The sequence below is a fragment of the Gemmatimonadota bacterium genome, assembly GCA_026706845.1.
Taxonomy (GTDB): Bacteria; Latescibacterota; UBA2968; order UBA2968; family UBA2968; genus VXRD01.
This window is the reverse complement of record JAPOXY010000142.1, coordinates 1-22,640: the sequence shown is the minus strand read 5'-3', so window position 1 is coordinate 22,640 and position 22,640 is coordinate 1. Positions and strand designations below refer to the sequence as shown.

Below are 22,640 nucleotides of genomic sequence, written 5' to 3'. Positions count from 1 at the left end.
CTGTTTCAAATGCGTTTGACGCGGGTGATGGAGGTGGTTATCTTGTGGTAAATTCGACTGTTTGTGTCCATATCTAAAGGAGTGAAGCATGCCGTTATCGGTGGATATTGAAGAGAAATTTGTCTTTGATTTAGATGGCTATATTGTGATTGAGAATGTGCTTTCAGAGGGGGAAGTGGATGAACTGAATGCGATTGCCGATGAGAAGATGAAGGAGGTCGATGGCAAATATCGCAGTGTGGGACGGCCCTCAACGTGGGGGATACCTTTTCAAAATTTGCTGGATCACCCGAAGATTATGCCTTATCTGCTGGAATTTTTGGGACCAAAGGTGCGAATTGATCACGATTACAGCATTTTTATGCAAAAAGGTGGGCAGCGAGGGCGATTGCACGGGGGCGATAATGGGCGTGAGGGCGATCATTGGTACAAATACCGAGATGGTGTTATTCGAACCGGGTTGACGGTGGTAACCTTTTTTACGACACCTGCACGCAAAGGCGATGGTGGGTTTTGTTGTATTCCCGGCACGCACAAGACCAATTTTTTGAATAGCATTCCACGGGATGTGCGGGAGTATGAACGGGTACCCCATTATGTGGTACAGCCCGAAGTGAACGCGGGGGATGCGTTGATTTTTACTGAGGCGTTGGTTCACGGAACGATGCCGTGGACAGCTGATCACGAGCGGCGCGCATTTTTGTATAAATACAGCCCCGGGCATTCATCGTGGGCAAATACGTATTACAGTGTCGATGATTATGAAAATTTGACGACACAACAGGTTCGCTTAATGGCTCCACCATCAATAGGCCAGCGGCCCGATACTGTGCAGTTGGAAGAAAATGCGTAAATGCAGGCGTGTAGATAGGGCATGATTTGATACATCGGGCTTGACATCCCAAACTATCTTTTGTTAATTAAAATGCATTGTAAAATTTCCTGTAAAATATCAAAATAGGTCGGTCGTTCTGTGGGGTATTATTGCGAAATTGGGCGATTAGCTCAGTTGGTTAGAGTGCCGGTTTCACATACCGGAGGTCACTGGTTCAAATCCAGTATCGCCCACCATTCCAAAACTTCTTGTCAACAGATCAAGAGGTTCAAGTTGTAGCAAAAACGGCCATAGAAAGGTGCACCTGCTCAGGGTAGCACCTTTTCTTTTTTACGTTTCACGAGGAGACCCGCGCATGAGAGAGAGTTTGGTTAATTTGCTGAAACTTCAAGAAATCGACAAAGAAATCAACGCGTTGCACCAATCTCAAATTGATTACCCTGAAGAAATCAATAGTCTCAAAACAGAACTGCAAGATGCACGCGATCAACTCGACGCCCAACAACAGCGCAGTGAAGAACTCGAAAAAAATCGGCGGGCACTCGAAAGAGAACTCAGCGCAATTGAAGAAGACTTGAAAAAACATCAAGACCGTCTCTATGAAGTAAAGACCAATAAAGAGTACGATGCTTTGCAACTCGAAATCGCAACTCTACACGATCGCAAGGACCAACACGAAACCGCTATTTTGGAAAGCATTGAAACGGTTGAAGAAATTGGGGAAAAACTGCGCGAAGACGAAAATTATTACAAGGAAATTGAAGAAGATCGGCAAAAGCGAATTGACGAATTGACAGTTAAACTCAATTCCGTAGAAAAAAATGTAGGTGACTGGGAAAAGAAGCGGTCTGCCATCGAACCCGGTGTGGAAAACAGCCCTTTAAACATGTACAATCGCATCCGCAGAGTTGTCAGAGGTGGTATTGCCATTGTACCGGTTCGCAAAGGGGCCTGCGGTGGCTGTTACCGGCAATTATCCCCTCAACGCCTGGTGGAAGTCAGACGTGCCGATAGTATTATACGCTGCGAAAATTGTGGTCGCCTTCTGGTGTGGAGTGATGACGAGGCTGAGGTTTGACAGAATTGACCCTATTTATTGACGGGGCATCCAGGGGCAATCCCGGGCATGCTGGCATTGGTATTCGCATTGAAGCGAGTGGAGACCTTTTCGCAGAACATTGTGAATATATCGGCTGCGCAACCAACAATGTCGCAGAGTATTGCGCGCTGATCAAGGGCCTCGAAATAGCCGCCGAGTTCAAAGCCAATCGGGTGACAGTATTTTCCGACAGCGAACTCGTGGTTCGCCAGATGAATGGGACTTACAAAGTCAAAAGTGGGGGACTTTTGCCGCTTTATCAGACCGCCCAAACGAAGAGTAGAACTTTTGACGGCTTTCAGATCAAACACGTGCGCCGAGATCAGAATAAAGAAGCCGATCGGTTGGCAAACCGGGGCATTGCAACAAAAGACATTGCCGACACGTCTAAAAAATAAAATGTTACAAGCGGGCCGGATGGTCGCGTCCCTTTTGGGATGAGGAAAGTCCGAGCTCCACAGGGCAAAATGCTGGGTAACACCCAGGCGGGGCAACCCGATGGAAAGTGCCACAGAGAATAGACCGCCAGCGGGCGCGATATTTCGCGCAGCGGGCAAGGGTGAAACGGTGGGGTAAGAGCCCACCGCGCGACTCGGCGACGAGCGCGGCACGGTAAACCCCATTTGGAGCAAGGCCGAATAGGAGCAGAGAGATGGCCCGTCTCGCTATTGCGCTCGGGTAGGCCGCAAGAGGCGTCGGGTAACCGGCGTCCCAGATAAATGACCATCCGTTTGGGAGACCATACGACAGAACTCGGCTTACAGGCTCGCTTGTTTCAAAACGGCGGATTCCCACAAGGGATCCGCCATTTGCTTAATGGAGATATGAATGTCCTTTTTAGGAAAATACAGTGATACAGTACAACGCAATAACAGTTTTGTATGTGTGGGACTCGATCCCGATCCGGCAAAGTTGCCCGATCATATGAAAAGAAAATCCAATCCCACACTCGCTTTTCTGAAAGAAATTATAGCCGCCACGCGGGATATTGCATGCGCCTATAAACCCAATTTTGCATTTTTTGGCGCGCAAGGCATAGCGGGCTGGGAGATACTTCAAGGTGCAATCCAGGCTATTCCCAATGATATGCCAATTCTACTCGATTTCAAAGCTGGTGATATTGGCAATACAGCAGAACAGTATGCATACATGGCATACCGCGAACTCGACGTTGATGCCGTGACTGTCAATCCTCTGATGGGAACAGATGCTATTGACCCCTTTTTGGCTTATCAAAATGGCTGCGCCTTCCTGTTGTGTCTCACATCCAATCCCGGATCGGCTGATATTTTGCGCCTCAATACGGACCAGGGCGTGCTGTATGAGGTGCTCGCGCAGAAAGCCGTGGAATGGTCAGAGACTGGACCCTGTGGCCTCGTGGTGGGCGCGACACATCCCAATGATTTAAAGACCATTCGCGGGATTGCCACTGACCTTCCCATTCTTTTGCCCGGCGTGGGAACGCAAGGTGGTCAGACCAATGCAATTGTCCAGAATGGTCTCGATAAAAAAGGCAGCGGTATTCTCGTCAATTCGTCGCGCAGCATCCTCTACGCTTCCAGTGGTACCGATTTCGCAGATGCAGCTCGACGATCTGCGGAAGACCTGCGTCAGGTGCTCAATAGCGCGAGAGGCGTTAAAAGGTGATTATTCAACTTGAAGATATTTGGAAATCTTTCGGCGCACACGATGTGCTCACGGGTATTCATTGGCAAATTGATCGAGGTGATCGCATCGGGCTTGTCGGTCCCAACGGGTGCGGAAAGACCACGTTGCTTCGGCTCATAACCGAAGAAAGCCTGCCGGACCGCGGGCAACTTCACAGACAGCGCGGTCTCAGTATTGGATTTTTGACACAGGAACCCATATTTGATCCAGACCTTACGGTTATGGATGCGGCACTCGATGCTTTTGCCGATATTCTGGCTCTGCAACACCGCCTCCAGGACCTGGAAAAAATTATGGCTGAGGGTGAAAATTCCGATTCTGTACTCAATGATTACGGGCATATCCGCGACCAGTATGAGCATATGGGAGGATATGCGACAGAAGCCCGTGCCAAAGCCATTCTGTTTGGTCTCGGTTTTTGCGAGACTGACCTGAAATTGCCAACGCCAGTGCTCAGTGGTGGACAGAAGAATCGACTGGCCCTTGCTCAGTTGCTCGCAAGAGAACCCGATCTGTTGCTTCTGGACGAACCCACTAACCACCTCGATCTACAAGCTATAGAATGGCTCGAGTATTTTCTCTCGGAGTATGCCAAAGCCTTTGTCATCATTTCTCACGATCGCACTTTTCTCGAGCGCACTGTGACCAAAATTGTAGATCTGGAACGCGGTGTGGTCGAACAGTATTCGGGTAGCTATTCCTTCTACATCGAGGAAAAAGAACAACGCCGGGCGCAGCAGCAAAAAGCCTATCGAGCGCAACGAGCGCATATCGAGCGAACCGAAGAGTATATCCGCCGAAATATCGCGGGACAAAAGACCAGGCAGGCGCAGAGCCGACGCCGAGCACTCGAAAAACTCGACCGCGTAGAACGCGTTGTGCAACAACGCGATATCGCGCTTAGATTTAACGCTACCACACGGGGAGGAGATCGCGTTTTACAGGTTGAAAATCTCACCAAAGCCTATCCCAACCGCCCTTTATTTTCCGATCTCAATCTCACGTTGTGGCGGGGGGAGCGCCTTGGTGTTATAGGTCCCAATGGTTCGGGTAAATCCGTACTTTTAAAAATTTTTATGGAACAACTCGCACCTGATTCGGGGGGCGTTATCCCGGGTAAGGGTCTCGAGATCGGTTATTACGCGCAAACTCGTCAGGACCTGAACCCCAATTTGAGCATTCTCGAAGAAATCTGGTCTCTCACGCCCAGTGTTCCAGAAGTCGAGATTAGAAATTTTCTCGGTGCTTTTCTCTTTTCTGGGGACGATGTAGAGCGCGAGACGGGGTCGCTCAGTGGAGGAGAACAAAGTCGCGTTGCCCTGGCCAAGCTCATGCGTTCACCCCTCAATCTGCTGGTGCTCGACGAACCCACCAACCATCTGGATATCGCCTCCCGCCATGTGCTCGAAAACGCGCTTGATGCTTTTTCGGGGACTGTGATCGCGGTTTCACACGACCGGTATTTTCTCAACCGTCTGGTCAATCGCCTGGTCGTGCTTGGCGACGGAAAGTGGCAACTGGTAGATGGCAATTACGATGCTTATCAGCGTCAGATGCAGGGTTTAGAAATACCGACCGTACAGAATGCACCCAAAACGCAAACCGACTATGAAAATCGCAAACGCGCAATGCGGCAAGAGCAAAGACGAGAACGCCGCTTAGCCGAAATAGAAGAAGCAATTGCAATACTCGAGGACCAGATTGATCAGATAACTGAAGAAATGGCGCGGGAAGACCTCGCCACTGACTGGCATCGCCTGAGAGAATTGGCAAGAGAAAAGGAAGAGAGTAAAAATAAAATGGACCGCTTATTTGAGGAATGGGAAGTTTTGGAAAGAGAAAAATGAGAGGTGTGCGGTAAAACAAAAAAACTCGGCCTTTAGTGCCGAGTTTTTTGATTACGCCAGTGCAAGGGGGTGCTATAGATCCTCGCGTTTTGCAAACATCGCCATCAATTCTGCCTGTGCGGCGACTTCGCCATCTACTGTGGCTTCGCCAACCCCTTTGCACACATTGCGGCGCTTTTGTCCTACTTCGACTTTTAGCTGGAGTTGATCACCGGGCACAACTTGTCTTCGGAAACGCGCTTTGTCAATGCCCATAAACAATGGGATCAAATCGCTTTCCTGTCCATCACTCATCAATATTGCAGCGGCCTGAGCCAGTGCTTCGATAATGAGCACGCCCGGCATCACGGGATTGCCGGGAAAATGCCCCTGGAAAAACGGCTCATTAGCCGACACATTTTTGTACGCGACCAGCCGCTCGCCGGGCACCAACTCGGTTACGCGATCTATTAGGAGAAAAGGGTAACGATGCGGAAGAATTTTTTCAATATCTCTAATGTCCAGAGTCACGGTAGCCTCCAATATTTACATTAAAAAGTCTCCGATCACCCTGTGGGATAAATCAGAGACTTTCAAGAAAACAACATATATAGATGATCTACTATGGTCCCTCGGTTTTTGCCCTGGCTTCGAGATCTTTGGCAAGTGCTTCGAGGACCTTATCGGTCAAGTCGTGTGCTTCTTTCGCATAGGCCAGAGCTGTTGAATTGAGCACAAAATCAAACCCTTCGTCTTCTGCTACTTGTTTAATAATCGCATTCACTGTTTGAATAATGGGTTCGGACAATTCCGCGGTCTTGCGCGCAAGACTGCCTTGTGGCGAGGTCGTGTCTTGCACAAACCGCTGTAGTTCCTGCTGTTTTTTCACAATGGCCTGCTGCTCTTCTTGTTTGCGTTTGTCACTCAAAAGCAGGGATTGGCGTTCATAGGTATCCTGCATTTTGGCAAGATCGTTTTGCATGGTGCTCATCTTGCGCTGGAGTTCGTCTTCGTAACGGCTATATTCTCTTAAAGCATCTTGATAGGGCTTGTACTGATCCAGAATTTTCTGCGAATCAATATACCCCAGCTTTAGCTCTGCGCCAGCAGTACTGGCTATTCCAGTTAGTGCCAGAGATAGCGCGACGTAAAGTAAGCGGTAGCGTGTCATCAAAAATCCCTCCGTGAATAGTGCTTTTGGCCCTCCCTTGCCATCCATGGGCAAAGGAGGAGTATGACTGCTAATAAAATTGCGGGCCGAATTGGAAATGCGTCATCATTTGTACGGACTGACCATCGACACGCCGACGGTCAAACCCCCATGCAAAATCAAATCCCATAATACCCACCACAGGTGCTACAATCCGAATGCCAAAACCAGCTGATCGACGCATATCCGTCAAGCTGATCCGATCCAGATTTTCCCAGGCATTGCCCGCATCGGCAAAAATGAGGCCATAAAACTGATTGGGCACAATGGGAATGCTGATCTCTGCGTTGAACAACAACTGCGCGACACCCCCAATCGGCTCTCCCCCAATATTACGAGGACCAATTGAGCGGTCGGGATAACCGCGCAACATGGTGCCTTCAAAAATATCAACGCCGCCCGGCAGGTACAATTCCTGGTACGGAACGCGCTCGGTGCCATAACTGGCGACAAAGCCCAATTGCGACCGCACATTTAAGGCCAATCGCCAGAATATGGGGAAGTAAAAACTCGTGACAATATCGTGCTTGTGAAAATCTCTATTTCCGCCCAAAAATCCACCGGCCAGTGCAGGCGAATAAGAGATCACGCTACCCGATGTGGGAAAGATCGGCAAATCGCGGCTGTCGCGGGTCAAGTTTGCACTGATGCTGCTGGTCACATTGTCTTCGTAAAAGGGATTGTTTACATCTGTAGTGTCGGTAAAATTGATAAAAGCTACCTTCTCGAGGCGATATCCTCCAGAAATGCGCGAATAATCGGGCCAGCGCAGCCTGCGTCCGAGGCGAAATGCACCGCCTTCTGTGCGCTGATCAAAGTCAGCCACACCATAAGTTGCCAGTCGTATGGTGCTTCGGAATAGCGATGCGGATATACTCGTGGGGGTGTTGCGGAACCACGGTTCGGTAAACCCAATGCTAAAGGTTTCGCGGCGCGATCCAAACTCCCACTGGAAATCGAGTTGTTGTCCATTGCCTCTAAAATTGGGAATTTGCAACCCAATGGTGCCAATCAGCTTGTCGCGTTCGCTATACCCTGCCCCGATAGACGCCGTGCCCGTTGACTTTTCTTCTATGGTGAACTCGAGGTCGATCTCAGATGTTTCTTCTACAGCAATAGGCTCGGGCAAAACATTGGTAAAAAAGTTGAGTTGCATGACTTCGCGCACGCTGCGCTCCAAAAGGGCGCGGCTAAACGTATCGCCCGGACGCACGCGCAATTCGCGTCGAATCACGCGGTCTTTGGTTTTGGTATTGCCCGTAATCAAAATTTTGCGAATTGTCCACGGATCTTTTTCGACCACATCAAAATGCACATTGACGACGTGACCTGCAATGGGGTTTTGTTGCGGAAAAATCTGCGCGCCTATATGTCCGATGTCCATATAGGCATTTTGCAACTGCTCTCGCGATTTTAAGACGCGCTCCTCGTTGTAAACCGCGCCCGAATCGACCACAATAAAGTGAGAAAAACCCGCATCTGTGATTTTCTCATTGCCCGACCAACTCACTGCGCCAAAGCGATAAAGCGGCCCTTCTTCGATGGTGATATCGAGATACATATTTTTTTTATCAGGGCCATATGACAAACTATCGGATACAATTGCTGCTTCCCGATATCCGTTTTGTCGGTAAAAGGCCAAAACCAATTCTTTATCGTCGGGATAGGTTTCCTCGCTGTATTTGCCTCCTCCAAACCACCAGCCGTCTTGTTTGGTTTCTTTCATCTGCTTGCGCAGTTGTTTTCCGGTTAATGCCGTGTTGCCGTGAAAACGGATTTTTTTCAAATTGACTTTTTCGCCTTCGTGAATTTCAAAGGTCAGTGGCAATCTCCCATCTTCATCAACCGCCTCTTCTTGTACATCCACTGAGGCGAGTAAATAGCCTTTTTTCCGATAGAGCGCTACCAGCTTATTGACCGCTCTCTTTTTTTCTCGCAGCTGTATCAACTGGCCTTTAGTCAATTCCAATTCGCGTTTTAGTGTTTTGTCCTTTATTGAGCGATTGCCCTTAAAAACCACCTCACCCAGACGCGGCACGGTTTTCAAATCAATAATAACGGCTACACCGCCTGGCACTCGATCTATAGAAATTTTGATATCGGAAAACAAACCGCTTTTGTAGAGATTGCGAATTACCCGCGCGGCTTCGCCTTCCGCCAGATTCTGCCCTTTGAATAAACCGCTCTGAGACTCGATAAAAGAAGTCTCGACCCAATCATTGCCTCGAATGCGGATCTCTTGAATCACCGGGCCTTCTTGAGCGCCTGAGCGCCCGCCCAATAGTGCAATGATGACCAAAAAACTGTATGTACAAACTTTTTTCACGTTGCGAAATACCTATCTGAAAATAGATTATTGGGACTTTGTAAGCCTCAAACGCCCAATACAAAAAAATGTTCCGACTGTACGACAAACAGCCCGGACTGCTGCCCGGGCCGTTTGGGTATTGACTGCACCTTCACGATCATGCTTTGTCCTTGTTTACTACTTCTTCTTCGCCGACAGGATCTCCCGATTTGTCCTGATCTTTAACTTTTTCATCGAGATTACCCTCTCCGCTCTCATCCGCCATGTTGAGATTACTGTCTTTTTTACTCATCTGGACTTCGGTCGTTTCTTTCGGTTCTTCTTTCGCGACAGAATCGCCCTCAAAGCTGAGCGTATCGCCTTTTTTGCTCACCCGAACCTTGCAGCCATCGGCAAAGTGGCCCATAATGATCTCTTCGGCCAGGGGATCTTCAATCATCTTTTGAATGGTGCGCCGCAGATGTCGCGCGCCATACGTCGGATCATAGCCCTTTTCGGCGATCAAACTCTTGGCTCCCTGTGTGAGGCGTACTTCGATATCGCGTTCTGCAACGCGCGTGAGAATTTTTTCAAGCTCAATATCGACGATCTGAATAATTTCCTTTCGATCCAGCGGATTGAAAATCACCGTTTCATCCAGGCGATTGATAAACTCGGGATTAAACGTCTTTTTGACTTCTTCGTTGATGCGCTCTTCCATTTTTTCGCGAATCGATTTTTTGTCTGACCGACCAAATCCCAAACCACCTGCCTTTTGCAGATCTCTGGTTCCCAGATTGGATGTCATGATCAAAATGGTATTTTTGAAATTTACCTTGCGCCCAAAACTATCTGTCAAACGCCCTTCATCCAACACCTGCAAGAGGATATTGAAGACATCGGGATGGGCCTTTTCAATTTCATCGAGCAAAACCACCGAATAGGGGCGCCGGCGCACTTTCTCCGTTAGCTGTCCGCCCTCATCGTATCCCACATAACCCGGTGGTGCACCAACGAGCCGAGATACCGCGAATTTTTCCATATATTCCGACATATCTACGGTTACGAGTGCATCTTCATCGTCAAATAGATACTGCGCCAGTGCTTGCGCTAAATACGTTTTGCCAATACCCGTGGGGCCCAGGAACAAAAACGTGCCGATTGGGCGATTGGGATCTTTGAGACCTGCACGCGTGCGCCGAATGGAGCGACATACCGTAGAAACCGCTTCCTCTTGACCGATCACTCGCTTTTGTAACTCGGACGCCATGTTGATCAGTCTTTCGGACTCGGCCTGTGCCAGTCGAAACACGGGAATGCCCGTCATGCTCGAAATCACTTCGGCAATGTGTTCTTCTGTCACTTCGACTACATCATCTGTCACCTGTACTTCCCACGCCTGGCGCATATTTTCGAGTTCGTTTTTGAGTTCTCTCTCGCGGTCGCGCAATCTTGCCGCCTCTTCAAATTGCTGATTTTCGGCAGCCATATCTTTTTTTCGCGTAATCTCACCAATAGCCATCTCGATTTCTTTGATCTCTTCGGGGGGATTGAGGCGAGACAATCGCACCCGCGCTCCCGTTTCATCGATCACATCGATGGCCTTGTCGGGCAAGTGCCGATCGCTTATATAGCGATCGGCCATTTGCGCTGCTGCTTCGATAGCTTCAGGTAAAAACGATACTTTGTGATGTGTCTCATAACTGTCTTTTAATCCCTTGAGAATTTCAATGGTCTCATCCACTGAAGGGGCATCGACCACTATCGTCTGGAACCGCCGCTCGAGCGCACCATCCTTTTCAATATATTTTCGATATTCGTCTAAGGTTGTTGCACCAATGCACTGCAATTCGCCGCGGGAAAGTGAGGGCTTAAACATATTGGATGCATCCAGAGTACCTTCGGCACTGCCGGCACCGACAATGGTGTGCAATTCATCGATAAAAATGATCACATTCTGGCTTCAAACTGCCCTCGGTATTTTGTGCCCGCGACAATGCCGCCCATATCGAGCGTGACTACGCGCTTGTCCAGCAAAATTTGTGGGACACGCCGTTCTACAATGCGCTGTGCCAATCCCTCGATGATCTGCGTTTTACCCACGCCTGGTTCGCCCACAAGCACCGGGTTGTTCTTTTTCCGTCTGGCAAGTACCTGCGACACCCGTTCGATTTCGCGATCGCGACCAATGGTTGGATCCAATTTGCCCTGCCGCGCCAGATCGGTTAAATCGCGTCCGAAATGATCGAGGAAAGGCGTTTTGCTTTTTCTTTTTTCGCGTTTACTACCCGAAGATTTTCCCTGCAAAACGGCAATCACCTCCTCTTTAGCGGTTCTGTGATCTACGCCGAATGTGACCAAAATCTGTGCGGCAACCCCGTCTTTATCTTTCAACAGAGCCAACAGCAGATGGCTGGTTCTTACAACTCGGCTCTTCATTTCTTTGGCTTCATTAGCAGCAATTTCGAGAATCTGTTTTGCTCGGGGTGTAAAAGGCACTTCACCCATCGTCATTGAACTGCCAGAAGAAGCGACAAAATCGTCGATGGATTGCTTGATGCTTTCGAGATTTAAGTTCAGATTTGTCAGCACCTGAACGGCCGTACTTTTGCCCCCGCGTATGATGCCCAGCAGCAAATGCTCGGTGCCGATATAATTGTGTCCCAGACGCGCTGCTTCTTCGCGAGCGAGTTGCATGACCTGCTTCACCTGGTCTGAAAACATACTGTTCTGCATTGAATACTCCTCTCGCCTAACGAGAAATCTGGCGAAGCTTGGTTTTGATTCCATTATAACAGCTTATAAAGAAAAACTCAACCCTGTTTCTTTTAGCCCCACAGCTTTGTTATTTAGGCAACGAGACGACCGTCTTCCATCTCGACCACCCGATCAGCGCGAGCAGCCAAATGCTGGTCGTGTGTTACGATAATGCACGTTTGGTGTCGGGTTCTGGCGAGTTCCCAAATTAATGCGTGAAGCTCTGCACTGCGCGCCACATCGAGATTGCCAGAAGGTTCGTCGGCCAGAACAACAGCGGGTTGCGTCACCAATGCCCGTGCAACAGCAACGCGCTGTGCTTCCCCGCCAGAAAGTTCGGAAGGCAAATGTGCAAGCCGCTGTTCCAGACCGATATCACAGAGTAGTTTTTGCGCGGGTCCTCGCGCTTCATCGTGCGAAACACCGGCAATCATCAGGGGCATCATCACATTTTCAAGCGCAGTAAAATCGCGCAACAAGTGGTGAAACTGAAAAACAAATCCGATCTGGCGATTGCGAAATTTGGCGCGATCAGTATCTGACAGGGCAAATATATCGACGCCATTGATGACAATTGTCCCCGAAGCCGGATGGTCTAACCCGCCCATAATGTGCAACAAAGTACTCTTTCCTACGCCCGAAGCACCAACCACTGCTACAATTTCGCCGAGATCAACCCCGAGATCAACCCCTTTCAGTACCTCAATATGGGTATCCCCCAATACATAGTGCTTGCAAACTCCTGTTGCGCGCAGCAACTCATCCATGGTCTTCAAGGCCCTCTTTAGGGCGCATGTGAGGAAACAAAATTGCGTCTCGAATCGAAGGCGCGTCTGCGAGCAACATCACCATTCGATCAACACCAATGCCCAACCCACCCGTCGGTGGCATCCCGTGTTCCAGGGCCATTAAAAAATCTTCATCGAGAATCTGAGCCTCGTCGTCGCCTTGGTCGCGTAAGGTTTTTTGATGCGCAAACCGCTGCCGCTGATCAATCGGATCATTCAGTTCGGAAAACGCGTTGCCCGCTTCCCAACCATTGATAAAAAATTCAAACCGCTCGGTGAGGTCTTTTTTAGTACGATGGCGTTTGGCCAGGGGAGACACCGCAATGGGATAGTCAGTAATAAAGGTCGGTTGAATCAATTCGGGCTCGACACACGCTTCGAACAACGCATTGATCAGCAAGCCGCGCTCTGCATTCGGTTCGATATCGGAATCAAAGCGCTTGCATGCAGTACGCAGGTCGGCGTCTGAGGAGCGCGCCACATCAATACCGCTGTATTTCTCTATGGCGTCGAGCATGGGAATGCGTGGCCAGGGGGGGGTGAGATCAATTTCTCGACCCTGGTATTCGAGCGTTGTTGCGCCATTTACCTTTGCGGCCACAGAGGCGTAGAGTGCCTCGGCTATTGCCATCATGTCTGAATAGTCGGCGTAGGCCTGATACAATTCGAGCATTGAAAACTCGGGGTTATGAGTTCGATCGATGCCCTCATTGCGAAAATTTTTGCCGATTTCATACACTCGCTCAAGCCCACCCACGATCAAACGCTTGAGATATAATTCATCGGATATCCGCAGGTACAGCGGTATGTCCAGCACGTTGTGATGCGTCACAAAAGGACGGGCCGAAGCCCCTCCATAGAGCGGCTGTAACACCGGTGTTTCTACTTCGAGAAAACCGCGTGCATCTAAAAATTCGCGAATCGCAGATACGACTGCACTGCGCTTGCGAAACACCGCCTGCACATCGGGATTGAGTGCCAGGTCCAGATAACGACGGCGATATCTCAGTTCTTTGTCGCTAAATTGATCGTGTACTACGCGCTCGCCATCGCGTATTTCTTCTTTGGGAACAGGTAGTGGACGAATGGCTTTGGTCAACAGCGCGAGCGTTTGAACCTGAATGGATATTTGACCCGTGCGCGTCTTAAAAACGCGGCCAGATACGCCGATAAAATCGCCGATATCCAGCAACTTCCACAGCGCGAAAGCATCATCGCCAACATTGTCGAGCCGCACGTAAATTTGCAGACGGCCCACGGCATCCCTCAAATCGGCAAAGGCCGCTTTGCCATGGCCGCGCGTGACAATCAATCGACCGGCAACCCGCACCTCGTCGCCCGATGCGCTCAGCGCATCAAAAGACGCGACAATATCCGCGGAATAGTGCGTGGGCTCAAAGCGATACGGATAAGGCTCAATGCCCAAATCTCGAATGGCGTCGAGTTTTTGCAGGCGCTGTTCGATCAATTGTGATTCTGGCGTTTGTCCCACAACCCGAGTCAAGACAGGAGCCTCCCAACCCCTCTAAATATCTATAAAGATTAAATGTTATATAAGGATATTAAAACTATAACCAATATGCATATTCAAGTCAAGCGCGTTGCCCGCCTGAGATTACCGAATAAAACTCAGTTCACGCGGTGCGCGACGATAGTAAATATGCGCGGATAAATGGGTCGAGATCGCCGTCTATAACCCCCGAAACATCCGATGTCTCAAAGCCCGTTCGGGCATCTTTCACCATCTGATAGGGCTGAAAAACGTAATTGCGGATTTGACTGCCCCATTCAATGCGTTTTTTTGTGCTTTCGAGTTCAGCGCGTTTCTTGTCTTCTTCTTCCCGCATGTGTTGATACAATCGCGCCTTGAGAATTTTCATGGCCGTATTGCGGTTCTTGTGTTGGGATCGCTCGTTCTGGCATTGCACCACAATCCCCGTGGGTTCGTGGGTAATACGCACTGCAGAATCGGTTTTGTTCACGTGTTGTCCACCGGCACCCCCAGCGCGATAGGTATCTACTTTCAAATCATTGGGATTGATCTCCACCTCGATATCGCCTTCGGCGTCGGGATAGACAAAAACGGATGCAAATGATGTGTGGCGACGATTGTTGGAATCATAAGGAGAAATCCGCACCAGTCTGTGTACACCAGATTCAGACTTGAGATAGCCAAAGGCATAATCGCCCTTCACTTCAATTGTCGCGCTCTTAATCCCGGCCGTTTCGCCGGGAAGTGTGTCCAGGACATTGGTCTGAAACCCGCGCCGGTCGGCCCACCGCATGTACATACGCATCAACATTTGCGCCCAGTCTGCTGCTTCGGTGCCCCCAGCACCCGGATGAATGGTCAATATCGCGTCGTTGCGATCTTCTCGATCGCCCAACATATGCTGCAATTCAAGTGCGTCTAAAGCTGCGCCAATCCCGGGTACTTCAGCGGCGACTTCCGACAGAGATTCGGCATCGCCTTCTTCGCACGCCAATTGAAAAAGCAGATCCAAATCGCCCACTTGCTCATTTAAATTTTCCCAACTTTCAACCCAGTATTTTTCCGCATTACAGGCGTCGATAATCCGCTGTGCATTTTCGCGATCATTCCAGAAATTCGGTGCTTCCATGAGTTTTTCAAATTCGGCAATTTTTGCCCGTCTTTGATCGAGGTCAAAGATACCTCCCGAGTTTATCTACGCGCGCGCTATAATCGGATAGCGCGTCTTGCATTTCACGCACCTGAATTTCCACGGCCATTATTTGTTCCTTTCGGTTATGATCAACGCAAATCGATCAATTCCACTCCGCTGGGTACGTGAAATGTAAATTGATCGGGCCTGGCTTTTTTATTCACCTTCAAATCCGACAACAAAAATGTTGTCACATCTTCGTGGATATTGCGATATTCCACTTGCCGCACCAGGTAGAGTCGTTTGTCTATCCATAGGCGAATTTTATGGATATACGTATCTTCTTTTTTTGCCAATAGATCGACCGCGTAACACGTTTTGCGATGGATCTTTTCTTCTCCCACATAAACGGGCACATAATTTTCGTCGTACCCACCCCAAAAAATCAGATCAAATAACAATTTTTCATAGTTTCGATCATTTTCCATCGCTGTGTAATCGCTCACCAACACCTGGGCATTGGCAGGCGCATAGTGCCACACGGTTTTGCCATCGCTCACCACTACCTGTACATCTGAATCCATCCGAAACTGATCGGGGCGCTGAACCAGCAATTTGCCTTTAATTTCTTGATGCTGATCCATCACGCGCCAATAGTGTCGCTTGACAAAGTGAGCGGAAAGCGTCTCGAGATCCGCAAATTTTTTTTGCAATTTCGCAACTACCTCTGAGCCGCGCGTATCGGCCTGCACAGTTCTCGTGCAAAATAGAATGCCTAGAATAGCGAGAAGGGCTTGCAGGCTACGCCTGTGGTGCATTCTACGCATCATACATCCAACTCCTCGAGTTCTTCTAAATAGTCTTCGTCAACGAGGACTTCGCGCCCCTTACTCGATCCATTGGACGGGCCAACAATACCGGCGGCTTCGAGTTCGTCAACAAGACGGGCGGCCCGCGAGTATCCGACCTTCATCCGGCGCTGCAGGAGCGATGCCGAGCCCTGCTGGTGGATAACCACCAATCGCAATGCCTCATCAAACCGGGCATCGCGCTCGTTATCGACAACAGAAAGATCGCTATTTTCGCCTTCAAATTCAACTCTGTCGAGTTCGACGTCCTGATCGCTCACCCAGGCCACTAATTGTTCGGTTTCTTCGGTATCGATCCACGCTCCGTGAAGGCGAATGGGTTCGGGGTGCCCTGGGGGCAAAAATAACATATCACCTCGCCCCAGAAGTTTTTCACCGCCATTGGCGTCAATAATCGTGCGCGAATCGACCTTAGATGCCACGCGGAATGCAATACGCGTTGGGAAATTGGCTTTGATCGTCCCCGTAATCACATTCACTGAGGGGCGTTGGGTTGCAATAATGAGATGGATGCCCACAGCGCGGGCCATTTGTGCCAATCGCGCCAGTGAGTTTTCAATATCGCTCGGTGCAGTCATCATCAAATCGGCCAATTCATCGATCACCACAATTATATAGGGCAAGGCATCGGGAATCTCATCGCGGTCTTCCTCAGTGGGTGCTTCCTGTCGCAGCCGCGCCATTTTGGCGTTAAAATCAGTAATATTGCGCGCTGTAAACTGCGCCATTGTGCGATATCGGTTCTCCATTTCTGATACTGCCCATTTGAGCGCACCCGACGCCACTTTGGGATCGACGACAACAGGAGCCAGGAGATGTGGAATATCGTTGTAAATTGACAATTCCAGCATTTTGGGATCTACCATAATAAAACGCACTTCTTCAGGTGTGCAGCGGAACAAAATACTGGAAATTAACGCGTTTATACACCCCGATTTACCAGCCCCGGTTGCGCCGGCAATTAACAAATGCGGCATTTTTGCCAGATCGGCACAATAGGGGTCACCCGAAGCTGTTTTGCCGAACCCGAGCATCAATTTTGAATCGGACTGCTCAAATGCGCGCGATTCCAAAATTTCTTTTAAGAAGACCGTAGAAGGTTCTGGGTTGGGCACTTCAATGCCGACCGCAGCCTTTCCGGGAATGGGAGCCTGAATGCGAATGCTTTGCGCTTTCATCACGAGGGCGAGATCGTCTGCAAGTCCGACGATTTTGCTGACTTTCACGCCTGGGGGAGGTACAACCTCGTATGTTGTAATAACAGGTCCGGGATTGACCTGCACCACTTTGCCCTGAACGCCGAAATTGCTCAGGCTTTGCTCCAATACCTGTGCCCCTTTAAACAGGGTTTCGCGGTCTATAATTCCATCACCTGGAGGGGGGTCTTCCAACAACTTCAGATTGGGCAGTAAATATGTCGAGGATTTCTTGCGCTTGATTTTCTTTTTCTTTTTCGGTTTTGAAGGAACGGGTTCTGGTTCTGGCTCAGGTGTTTCATCTACTATTTCAAATTCCACTTCAGGCAATTCGACTTTTTCTCGCTCACCCCGTGCCATATCTGGAATGGGGTCAGCAACTGTCTCTTTTGTGTGCTTCTCTAATAGTTCATCGATATCTGCGGCGATCTCGGGCTTGGATTCCCCGGGTAATTCATCCTTTTTCCAGTCATCTAAAATGGGGTCGTCAACAATCTCTTCTTCAGTTATATTTTTTTTTTGCTCAATGTCCTCAATTTGCTCAATGTCTTCGTCCCGTGCCACTTCAATTGGTGTCCCGTTATTGTCAGACTCCTCCGCACGTTTTTTCCAGAATGTCCACTCGGGTATTCGGTTAAACGGGATATCGGTGGCAACCATCAACAACACAACAAATAGCGTCGCCAAAGAAATATAAGAACCAACGATACCCAAATAGGGCACCAGGAGGGAAGACGATAGCATAAATCCCAGCCCGCCTCCCAATTTCCAGGCCATTGTGGGGCGCTCCCAAAAGAGCACGCCTGTCGCGCCACAATAAATCACCATTAGCGAAAACAGAATGATACTGTGCATCACAAATGATCTAACGCTCGACATCCTGAGGCGGTTCCACCCCCACACCAATACCAAAACGATCAGTGCGTAAGCGCCATAGCCCACGCTAAATAGCAAGTGATAGGATACGTGTGCGCCGAGCCACCCGACCAGATTTTGCGCCAATTCGTTGGGGCGTGTCGAATTGGGCGGGTCTTCAGGCGAGTGCGATAGCAGGCTCAAAGCTATCAATAGCGCGAGAGCAATCAAGCATATGCCCAAAATTTGAAAAGGTAATCTCAGCTGATCTTCTGGGGTCTCAGGTAATGCCTTCGATGACTGTTCCATATTTGTTCCTCACAGCATCAAAGGGGAGAATAGATCCGATGTGGGGACATCGGTGGTAAATAAAAATAAGAAGTGAAAAGAAAAAAGTCCACCTTCACACTTCATTGGCTTATCCCTTTTGCCAGCACCACAGGCTTTCGGGCGCGAAATAATTCGCCTTCTGGTGTACCGGCTTCCAGGTAGATAACATAAATACCGGGCTTCAAAATTTGCCCATTATCGTTGCGCCCATCCCAATTTACAATGCGCTGACTGCCACTTTCAATACTTTCGAGTAAGGATGCCACGCGCCTGCCCGTGCGATCAAACACCCACAAATTTGCGTGGAGCCTGGGGGAGGGCATCCGATATGTAATGGCGACTTGATCGATAAAGGGATTGGGCTCAACCACAACTGATACCTTTGCTACGTCATTGTTAAATCGAACGCTATTTGCAGTTCCGGGAGTCGCACCCCGCGGATCCTGACTGTCGAGCCAGTTGTTTTGATCTCCCACTACAGTGAGATCAATGCGTTCCAGACTGATGGCAGTCGCTTGTGCTGGATAAAAGATGCTATCGACGCGTGTTGCCGTCGCATCGCGCAAAATGAGACCATCGCCTCCATTGTTCAGTCGGGGCCAGCGGGTAAGCGACAAAATGGGAACATCGAGGTCGGGATATTGCAGATCAATAGCTTCTGCGTCTTGTGCGACGATCACATATCCTCCACCATCAATGACCGCACCTGCTTCAAATTGTCCCGTTGTACGCAAATCGGATAACGTCCACCCCGATAAATGAACTGCGTCTGGCGAGCGGTTGTACAGTTCAACCCACTCTGACTCATCGGAGGGCCGTGCCATGACCTCATTGATCACCACCTGTGCAGAGACCTTCACAGTCAGCAAGATCGTGCAACAAAACAGCGCATTGATTACTGAATATATTTTATTTTTTAACTTTTGTATTCTATCCATTTATAACATCCCCAATCTTCGTCGAATAGTCCATTCAAAGACCAGCAATCCCACCAGCAAGAAAAGCGGCCATTCCTGCCCCCATAATCTGGCCCGGTGGTGGGTGACAACAGGTTCGGGAGCCAGCACAAGCGAATCGAGTGCGGCTTTCAGGTCACGTGGTTTTACATATTGTCCACCACTGCGCGTGGCAATATCGCCGAGCAGTTCGGCGCGCATGCGCACGGTTTCGTATTCCAGGCTGTATCTTCCCACAGTAAAACGATCCGTGCCCGTGCCCAGGTCACCATCATTGGCTCGTGCCTGTATCTGAAGCTCGTAATCGCCTTGTGGGAAACGCCCCAAATTGCCAGCATACCGTCCACCGCCCAAATCTCGCAAAACAACTTCTCGCACACCTAAACTGTCGCCGACTCGCGCCAGAACTCGCGCGCCTGAACGCGGCTGCAACAGGTGATCAAAAACACTTGCATGCACCGCGACAGGCTCACCGCTTCGATACTCGGGTTTTTCGGTCGTGATTTTTATGCGAGACATCTCGTCGCGCGTGACCAGCCAACGCACCATATTTTTCCAAAATGCGCGTGCCACGGCATCGGTCTTGCCGTCGCCCCACATCATCAGCCCATGACGCCAAAATGTTTGGTAGGCTACAATCGCGGTTTTTCCCGCGTCCACGCGGCGAATGGCCAGCACTGGCATCGGTATGCCATCAACGCGTTCTGTGGGATGATGTGCCAACACAGTTGCGTTGGAAACAGCAGTTCCCACGCGATTATAAGACAGAAGTGGCGGCAATGCCTCCCAAGCGTCGCGATCGCTTAATGGATCATCTGATACGCGCAAAATGGGATGGCGAGAATCGGGAAACGAAAGGGCAAAAGTGCGTTTTTGAAATGTGTCTGGCGACCGCAAAAACTGCACGGGCAAAATATTGGCCAATGCCGAGCGCGCGTACCCATCATCAAAGGTGGCATCACCTCCCAGGGCCAACAGCCCCCCGCCTTTTTTCACAAAGGCGACAATTGCCTGCTCTGGTACACCTGCAAGTACTTGGTAGGGGGAATTGATTAACGCGACAATATCGCGCTCGTCCAATGTGCGCAGTGCGCGACGCACATCTCTTTGCCACCCGGCCATCAATGTGCGTACCAACACCTCAACTTCCAGATTGGCATCTTCTTGTAGCACGCGCCGCAAATAGCCCAAATCGGCGCTTGGGCTGCCCGCAAGTATTAAAATTCGCACGCGGCTTTCGAGCACATCTGTCGAGACCACCACGCGGTTGTTGTCCACTGTGCGCTCGCCTGCTTGCGCCGCAATTTGTACTGAGAATGCATGTCGCCCGGATCGCTCGGGTCTGATCTCAAATTCAAGGGTCTGCTCACCATCGGCCAGCGCAATGGTTTGGGCACTCACTTCCCGACTATCCAGGAGTACGCGTACCTGTTCACGCACCTGTTCAAATCCAAAAGAAAGTACGCGCACTTGTATCACCAGCGATCTGCCCACATAGCCGAGGGGATCGATAACCGCCGATACTATGGACACATCTTTAGGTGCGACCGGGTCACCTGTTCCCACAGCGATCACTGGCGCGCCCAGATCGGCTGCTGCCCGCTCGGGACGCCCACCCAAATTTTGTCCGCCATCTGAAATGAGGACCACAGCGGCAAGTCCTTCACCCATTGTTTGCTCGCGCAAGGCATCTAATGCACCTGCCAGATCGCTCGCTCGCCCCGCCCATGTAAGTTCTTTTTCCTCGCGCATGGATGTCAAAACATCGGAAAACCTAAACTGCGTCACTCGCGCGCGGTCGCGCAAATTTTTGAGTGAAGGATCGGCCAGTACGGCTTTTACAACTTCCGAACGCGCAGTATCGCCATCTGCTATTTTCATGCTTTCGCTATCGTCAATGAGCAGGGCGACTAAGGGCAAACGCTGCGTATGCAATGTCAGCGCGAGAATCGGCTCCATCAAAAGGCTAATTAACAAAACAAGTGCCGCGACACGCACGCCCAACAACAATCGATGTATGCCCTGAAGGCGCGAGCGATACATTAGAAAAGCGAGATAAATTCCGGCGCAGCCGACGATTAATAGCAGCCATCCATCTGAGGCGGAAAATCCAATATCGCGCAGCATTGTTATACCTGCCGCTCGCGCAGTCCAGGCAGCGGCAATCGAGGGGCCGCATTCAAATTGCCTCCGGCAACTTCACCTCGCGCCAATCGAAAAGCACCCGCGCTGGCAATCATCGCCGCATTGTCCGTACACAAGAGCGTGGGCGGATAAAACACGCCCATCCCGAGTTTGGAGGCCCCGTCGTCGAGTTGTGCACGTAGCGCGCGATTGGCGGCTACACCGCCCGAAAGCAATATCCGCTCTGCACCTGCTTCCCGCGCCGCTTTGAGTGTCTTTTCCACGAGCACATCAACCACAGCCGCCTGAAAACTCGCCGCAATATTCGCTCGAATAGCTTCAATATCCTCTACAGCGAGGTCGCGAATTCGATAGAGTACAGAGGTCTTTAGTCCACTAAAACTAAAATCAAATCCCGGATCATTGATCAATGCACGCGGAAAATCAAAGGCATCGGGGTTTCCCTCTTCTGCGAGCATAGAAATGCGCGGTCCGCCCATAGTGACTTCGCCTTCGCGCAATAACCCCAGTATTTTAGCCACTTTATCAAATGCTTCACCTGCAGCATCCTCGCGCGTTCGTCCCCAGCGCTCATAATTGCCCCACGCACAGACATGAATTAATTCCGTGTGCCCCCCGGAAGCCACCAGTGCCATAAAAGGTGGTACCAGGTCGGGGTGCGCCATACTGCCTGCAAATAAATGGCCTTCAATGTGATGCACACCCACAAGAGGTAGCCCCGAACCCAATGCAAGCCCTTTGCTCACGGAAATGCCCACCAGCAGGGAGCCGACCAGGCCGGGTCCTTGTGTCACAGCTATACCACAGAGGTCGTCCAGTTTCAAGTCGGCTTCTAAAAGTGCTTGATCGACGACGGGCAGGAGTGTTCGTATGTGGTTGCGAGATGCCAGTTCGGGTACCACGCCGCCGTAGAGACTGTGTTCTGTTTGGGAAAAAATTGCGTTGGAATAGATATGCCCATCAGCTACCACGGCAGCGGCAGTTTCGTCGCAGGATGTTTCAATACCTAAAATGGGCCGATCAGAAATACTCATAAGTATGTATCAGCTGTTGGGAAATTAAGGGGAGTGTATCGGCATACGAAGGGAAAAAAGAAAGAAACCGGTGCCGCCCATGTTGGGAGAAGGTGAAACGGCAAACCGGTAAGGAAAAAAACAGCCATTTCGGCGAGGTATTCCCCACCGAAATGGCAACT

General features: G+C 50.1%; 16 protein-coding genes, 1 tRNA gene, 1 other RNA gene and 1 pseudogene. 7 read left to right on the top strand and 12 right to left on the bottom strand.

The annotated features are described in order from the left end of the window. Positions 1–88: 88 nt before the first annotated feature. The 7 genes from OXG87_14140 to OXG87_14110 all read left to right on the top strand — a co-directional run bounded on the left by OXG87_14140 (position 89) and on the right by OXG87_14110 (position 5,449). The gene (locus OXG87_14140; GenBank protein MCY3870692.1) at positions 89–853 is read left to right on the top strand and encodes a phytanoyl-CoA dioxygenase family protein; all 765 of its coding nucleotides are present in this window, start codon (positions 89–91) and stop codon (positions 851–853) included. Positions 854–994: 141 nt separating this feature from the next. Beyond that, positions 995–1,071, top strand: a tRNA-Val gene (locus OXG87_14135). Positions 1,072–1,190: 119 nt separating this feature from the next. After that, positions 1,191–1,913, top strand: a complete 723-nt coding sequence (locus OXG87_14130) for a C4-type zinc ribbon domain-containing protein (GenBank protein ID MCY3870691.1) — start codon at positions 1,191–1,193, stop codon at positions 1,911–1,913. Continuing rightward, positions 1,910–2,332 carry a ribonuclease HI family protein gene (locus OXG87_14125; GenBank protein MCY3870690.1) on the top strand — a complete coding sequence of 141 codons (423 nt, stop codon included), beginning with the start codon at positions 1,910–1,912 and terminating at the stop codon, positions 2,330–2,332. Before OXG87_14130 ends, OXG87_14125 begins: the two co-directional genes overlap by 4 nt. A 7-nt stretch (positions 2,333–2,339) precedes the next feature. Then, positions 2,340–2,711: RNase P RNA component class A (gene rnpB / locus OXG87_14120), an RNA gene on the top strand. 51 nt (positions 2,712–2,762) lie between these two features. Beyond that, positions 2,763–3,581, top strand: a complete 819-nt coding sequence (pyrF, locus tag OXG87_14115) for an orotidine-5'-phosphate decarboxylase (GenBank protein MCY3870689.1) — start codon at positions 2,763–2,765, stop codon at positions 3,579–3,581. Then, positions 3,578–5,449, top strand: coding sequence for an ABC-F family ATP-binding cassette domain-containing protein (locus OXG87_14110; GenBank protein ID MCY3870688.1), 1,872 nt, complete (start codon positions 3,578–3,580; stop codon positions 5,447–5,449). Before pyrF ends, OXG87_14110 begins: the two co-directional genes overlap by 4 nt. A 72-nt stretch (positions 5,450–5,521) precedes the next feature. On the opposite strand, the gene fabZ is transcribed toward OXG87_14110, so the two are convergent. From fabZ to tsaD, 12 genes and pseudogenes are all read right to left on the bottom strand, one after another. Beyond that, a complete protein-coding gene (gene fabZ / locus OXG87_14105) occupies positions 5,522–5,959 on the bottom strand; it encodes a 3-hydroxyacyl-ACP dehydratase FabZ (protein ID MCY3870687.1) in 438 nt (145 codons plus the stop codon). A 91-nt stretch (positions 5,960–6,050) separates the two neighbouring features. Then, on the bottom strand, positions 6,051–6,599 hold the full coding sequence (locus OXG87_14100) for an OmpH family outer membrane protein (GenBank protein ID MCY3870686.1): 549 nt from the start codon (positions 6,597–6,599) through the stop codon (positions 6,051–6,053). 70 nt (positions 6,600–6,669) lie between these two features. Beyond that, positions 6,670–8,964: an outer membrane protein assembly factor BamA gene (gene bamA, locus OXG87_14095; protein MCY3870685.1), complete on the bottom strand. Its 2,295-nt coding sequence runs from the start codon at positions 8,962–8,964 to the stop codon at positions 6,670–6,672. A 139-nt stretch (positions 8,965–9,103) separates the two neighbouring features. Next, positions 9,104–11,661, bottom strand: a pseudogene (locus tag OXG87_14090) (ATP-dependent Clp protease ATP-binding subunit). Between the two features lie 113 nt (positions 11,662–11,774). After that, entirely contained in the window at positions 11,775–12,449 is a 675-nt protein-coding gene (locus OXG87_14085; GenBank protein MCY3870684.1) for an ABC transporter ATP-binding protein, read from the bottom strand. Continuing rightward, complete coding sequence (gene lysS / locus OXG87_14080) at positions 12,442–13,974, bottom strand: lysine--tRNA ligase (protein MCY3870683.1); 1,533 nt, start codon at positions 13,972–13,974, stop codon at positions 12,442–12,444. Before lysS ends, OXG87_14085 begins: the two co-directional genes overlap by 8 nt. Positions 13,975–14,104: 130 nt before the next feature. Continuing rightward, positions 14,105–15,194 (bottom strand): peptide chain release factor 2 gene (prfB, locus tag OXG87_14075; protein MCY3870682.1). Its coding sequence is split into 2 segments (ribosomal slippage): positions 14,105–15,136 and positions 15,138–15,194, totalling 1,089 coding nucleotides; the frame shifts between segments, so codons are not numbered across the junction. Positions 15,195–15,243: 49 nt separating this feature from the next. After that, positions 15,244–15,924 carry an outer membrane lipoprotein carrier protein LolA gene (locus OXG87_14070; protein ID MCY3870681.1) on the bottom strand — a complete coding sequence of 227 codons (681 nt, stop codon included), beginning with the start codon at positions 15,922–15,924 and terminating at the stop codon, positions 15,244–15,246. Further along, on the bottom strand, positions 15,921–18,323 hold the full coding sequence (locus OXG87_14065; GenBank protein ID MCY3870680.1) for a DNA translocase FtsK: 2,403 nt from the start codon (positions 18,321–18,323) through the stop codon (positions 15,921–15,923). Before OXG87_14065 ends, OXG87_14070 begins: the two co-directional genes overlap by 4 nt. Positions 18,324–18,424: 101 nt before the next feature. Beyond that, on the bottom strand, positions 18,425–19,282 hold the full coding sequence (locus OXG87_14060; GenBank protein MCY3870679.1) for a lamin tail domain-containing protein: 858 nt from the start codon (positions 19,280–19,282) through the stop codon (positions 18,425–18,427). Next, positions 19,283–21,427, bottom strand: coding sequence for a VWA domain-containing protein (locus OXG87_14055; GenBank protein ID MCY3870678.1), 2,145 nt, complete (start codon positions 21,425–21,427; stop codon positions 19,283–19,285). 2 nt (positions 21,428–21,429) lie between these two features. Further along, on the bottom strand, positions 21,430–22,479 hold the full coding sequence (gene tsaD, locus OXG87_14050) for a tRNA (adenosine(37)-N6)-threonylcarbamoyltransferase complex transferase subunit TsaD (GenBank protein MCY3870677.1): 1,050 nt from the start codon (positions 22,477–22,479) through the stop codon (positions 21,430–21,432). Positions 22,480–22,640: the final 161 nt, after the last annotated feature.

Coding starts and splice junctions, on each gene's coding strand:
- OXG87_14140 (MCY3870692.1), top strand. CDS start 89: ATGCCGTTATCGGTGGATATTGAAGAGAAATTTGTCTTTGATTTAGAT.
- OXG87_14130 (MCY3870691.1), top strand. CDS start 1,191: ATGAGAGAGAGTTTGGTTAATTTGCTGAAACTTCAAGAAATCGACAAA.
- pyrF (MCY3870689.1), top strand. CDS start 2,763: ATGTCCTTTTTAGGAAAATACAGTGATACAGTACAACGCAATAACAGT.
- OXG87_14100 (MCY3870686.1), bottom strand. CDS start 6,599: ATGACACGCTACCGCTTACTTTACGTCGCGCTATCTCTGGCACTAACT.
- OXG87_14085 (MCY3870684.1), bottom strand. CDS start 12,449: ATGGATGAGTTGCTGCGCGCAACAGGAGTTTGCAAGCACTATGTATTG.
- OXG87_14070 (MCY3870681.1), bottom strand. CDS start 15,924: ATGATGCGTAGAATGCACCACAGGCGTAGCCTGCAAGCCCTTCTCGCT.
- OXG87_14065 (MCY3870680.1), bottom strand. CDS start 18,323: ATGGAACAGTCATCGAAGGCATTACCTGAGACCCCAGAAGATCAGCTG.
- OXG87_14060 (MCY3870679.1), bottom strand. CDS start 19,282: ATGGATAGAATACAAAAGTTAAAAAATAAAATATATTCAGTAATCAAT.
- OXG87_14055 (MCY3870678.1), bottom strand. CDS start 21,427: ATGCTGCGCGATATTGGATTTTCCGCCTCAGATGGATGGCTGCTATTA.
- tsaD (MCY3870677.1), bottom strand. CDS start 22,479: ATGAGTATTTCTGATCGGCCCATTTTAGGTATTGAAACATCCTGCGAC.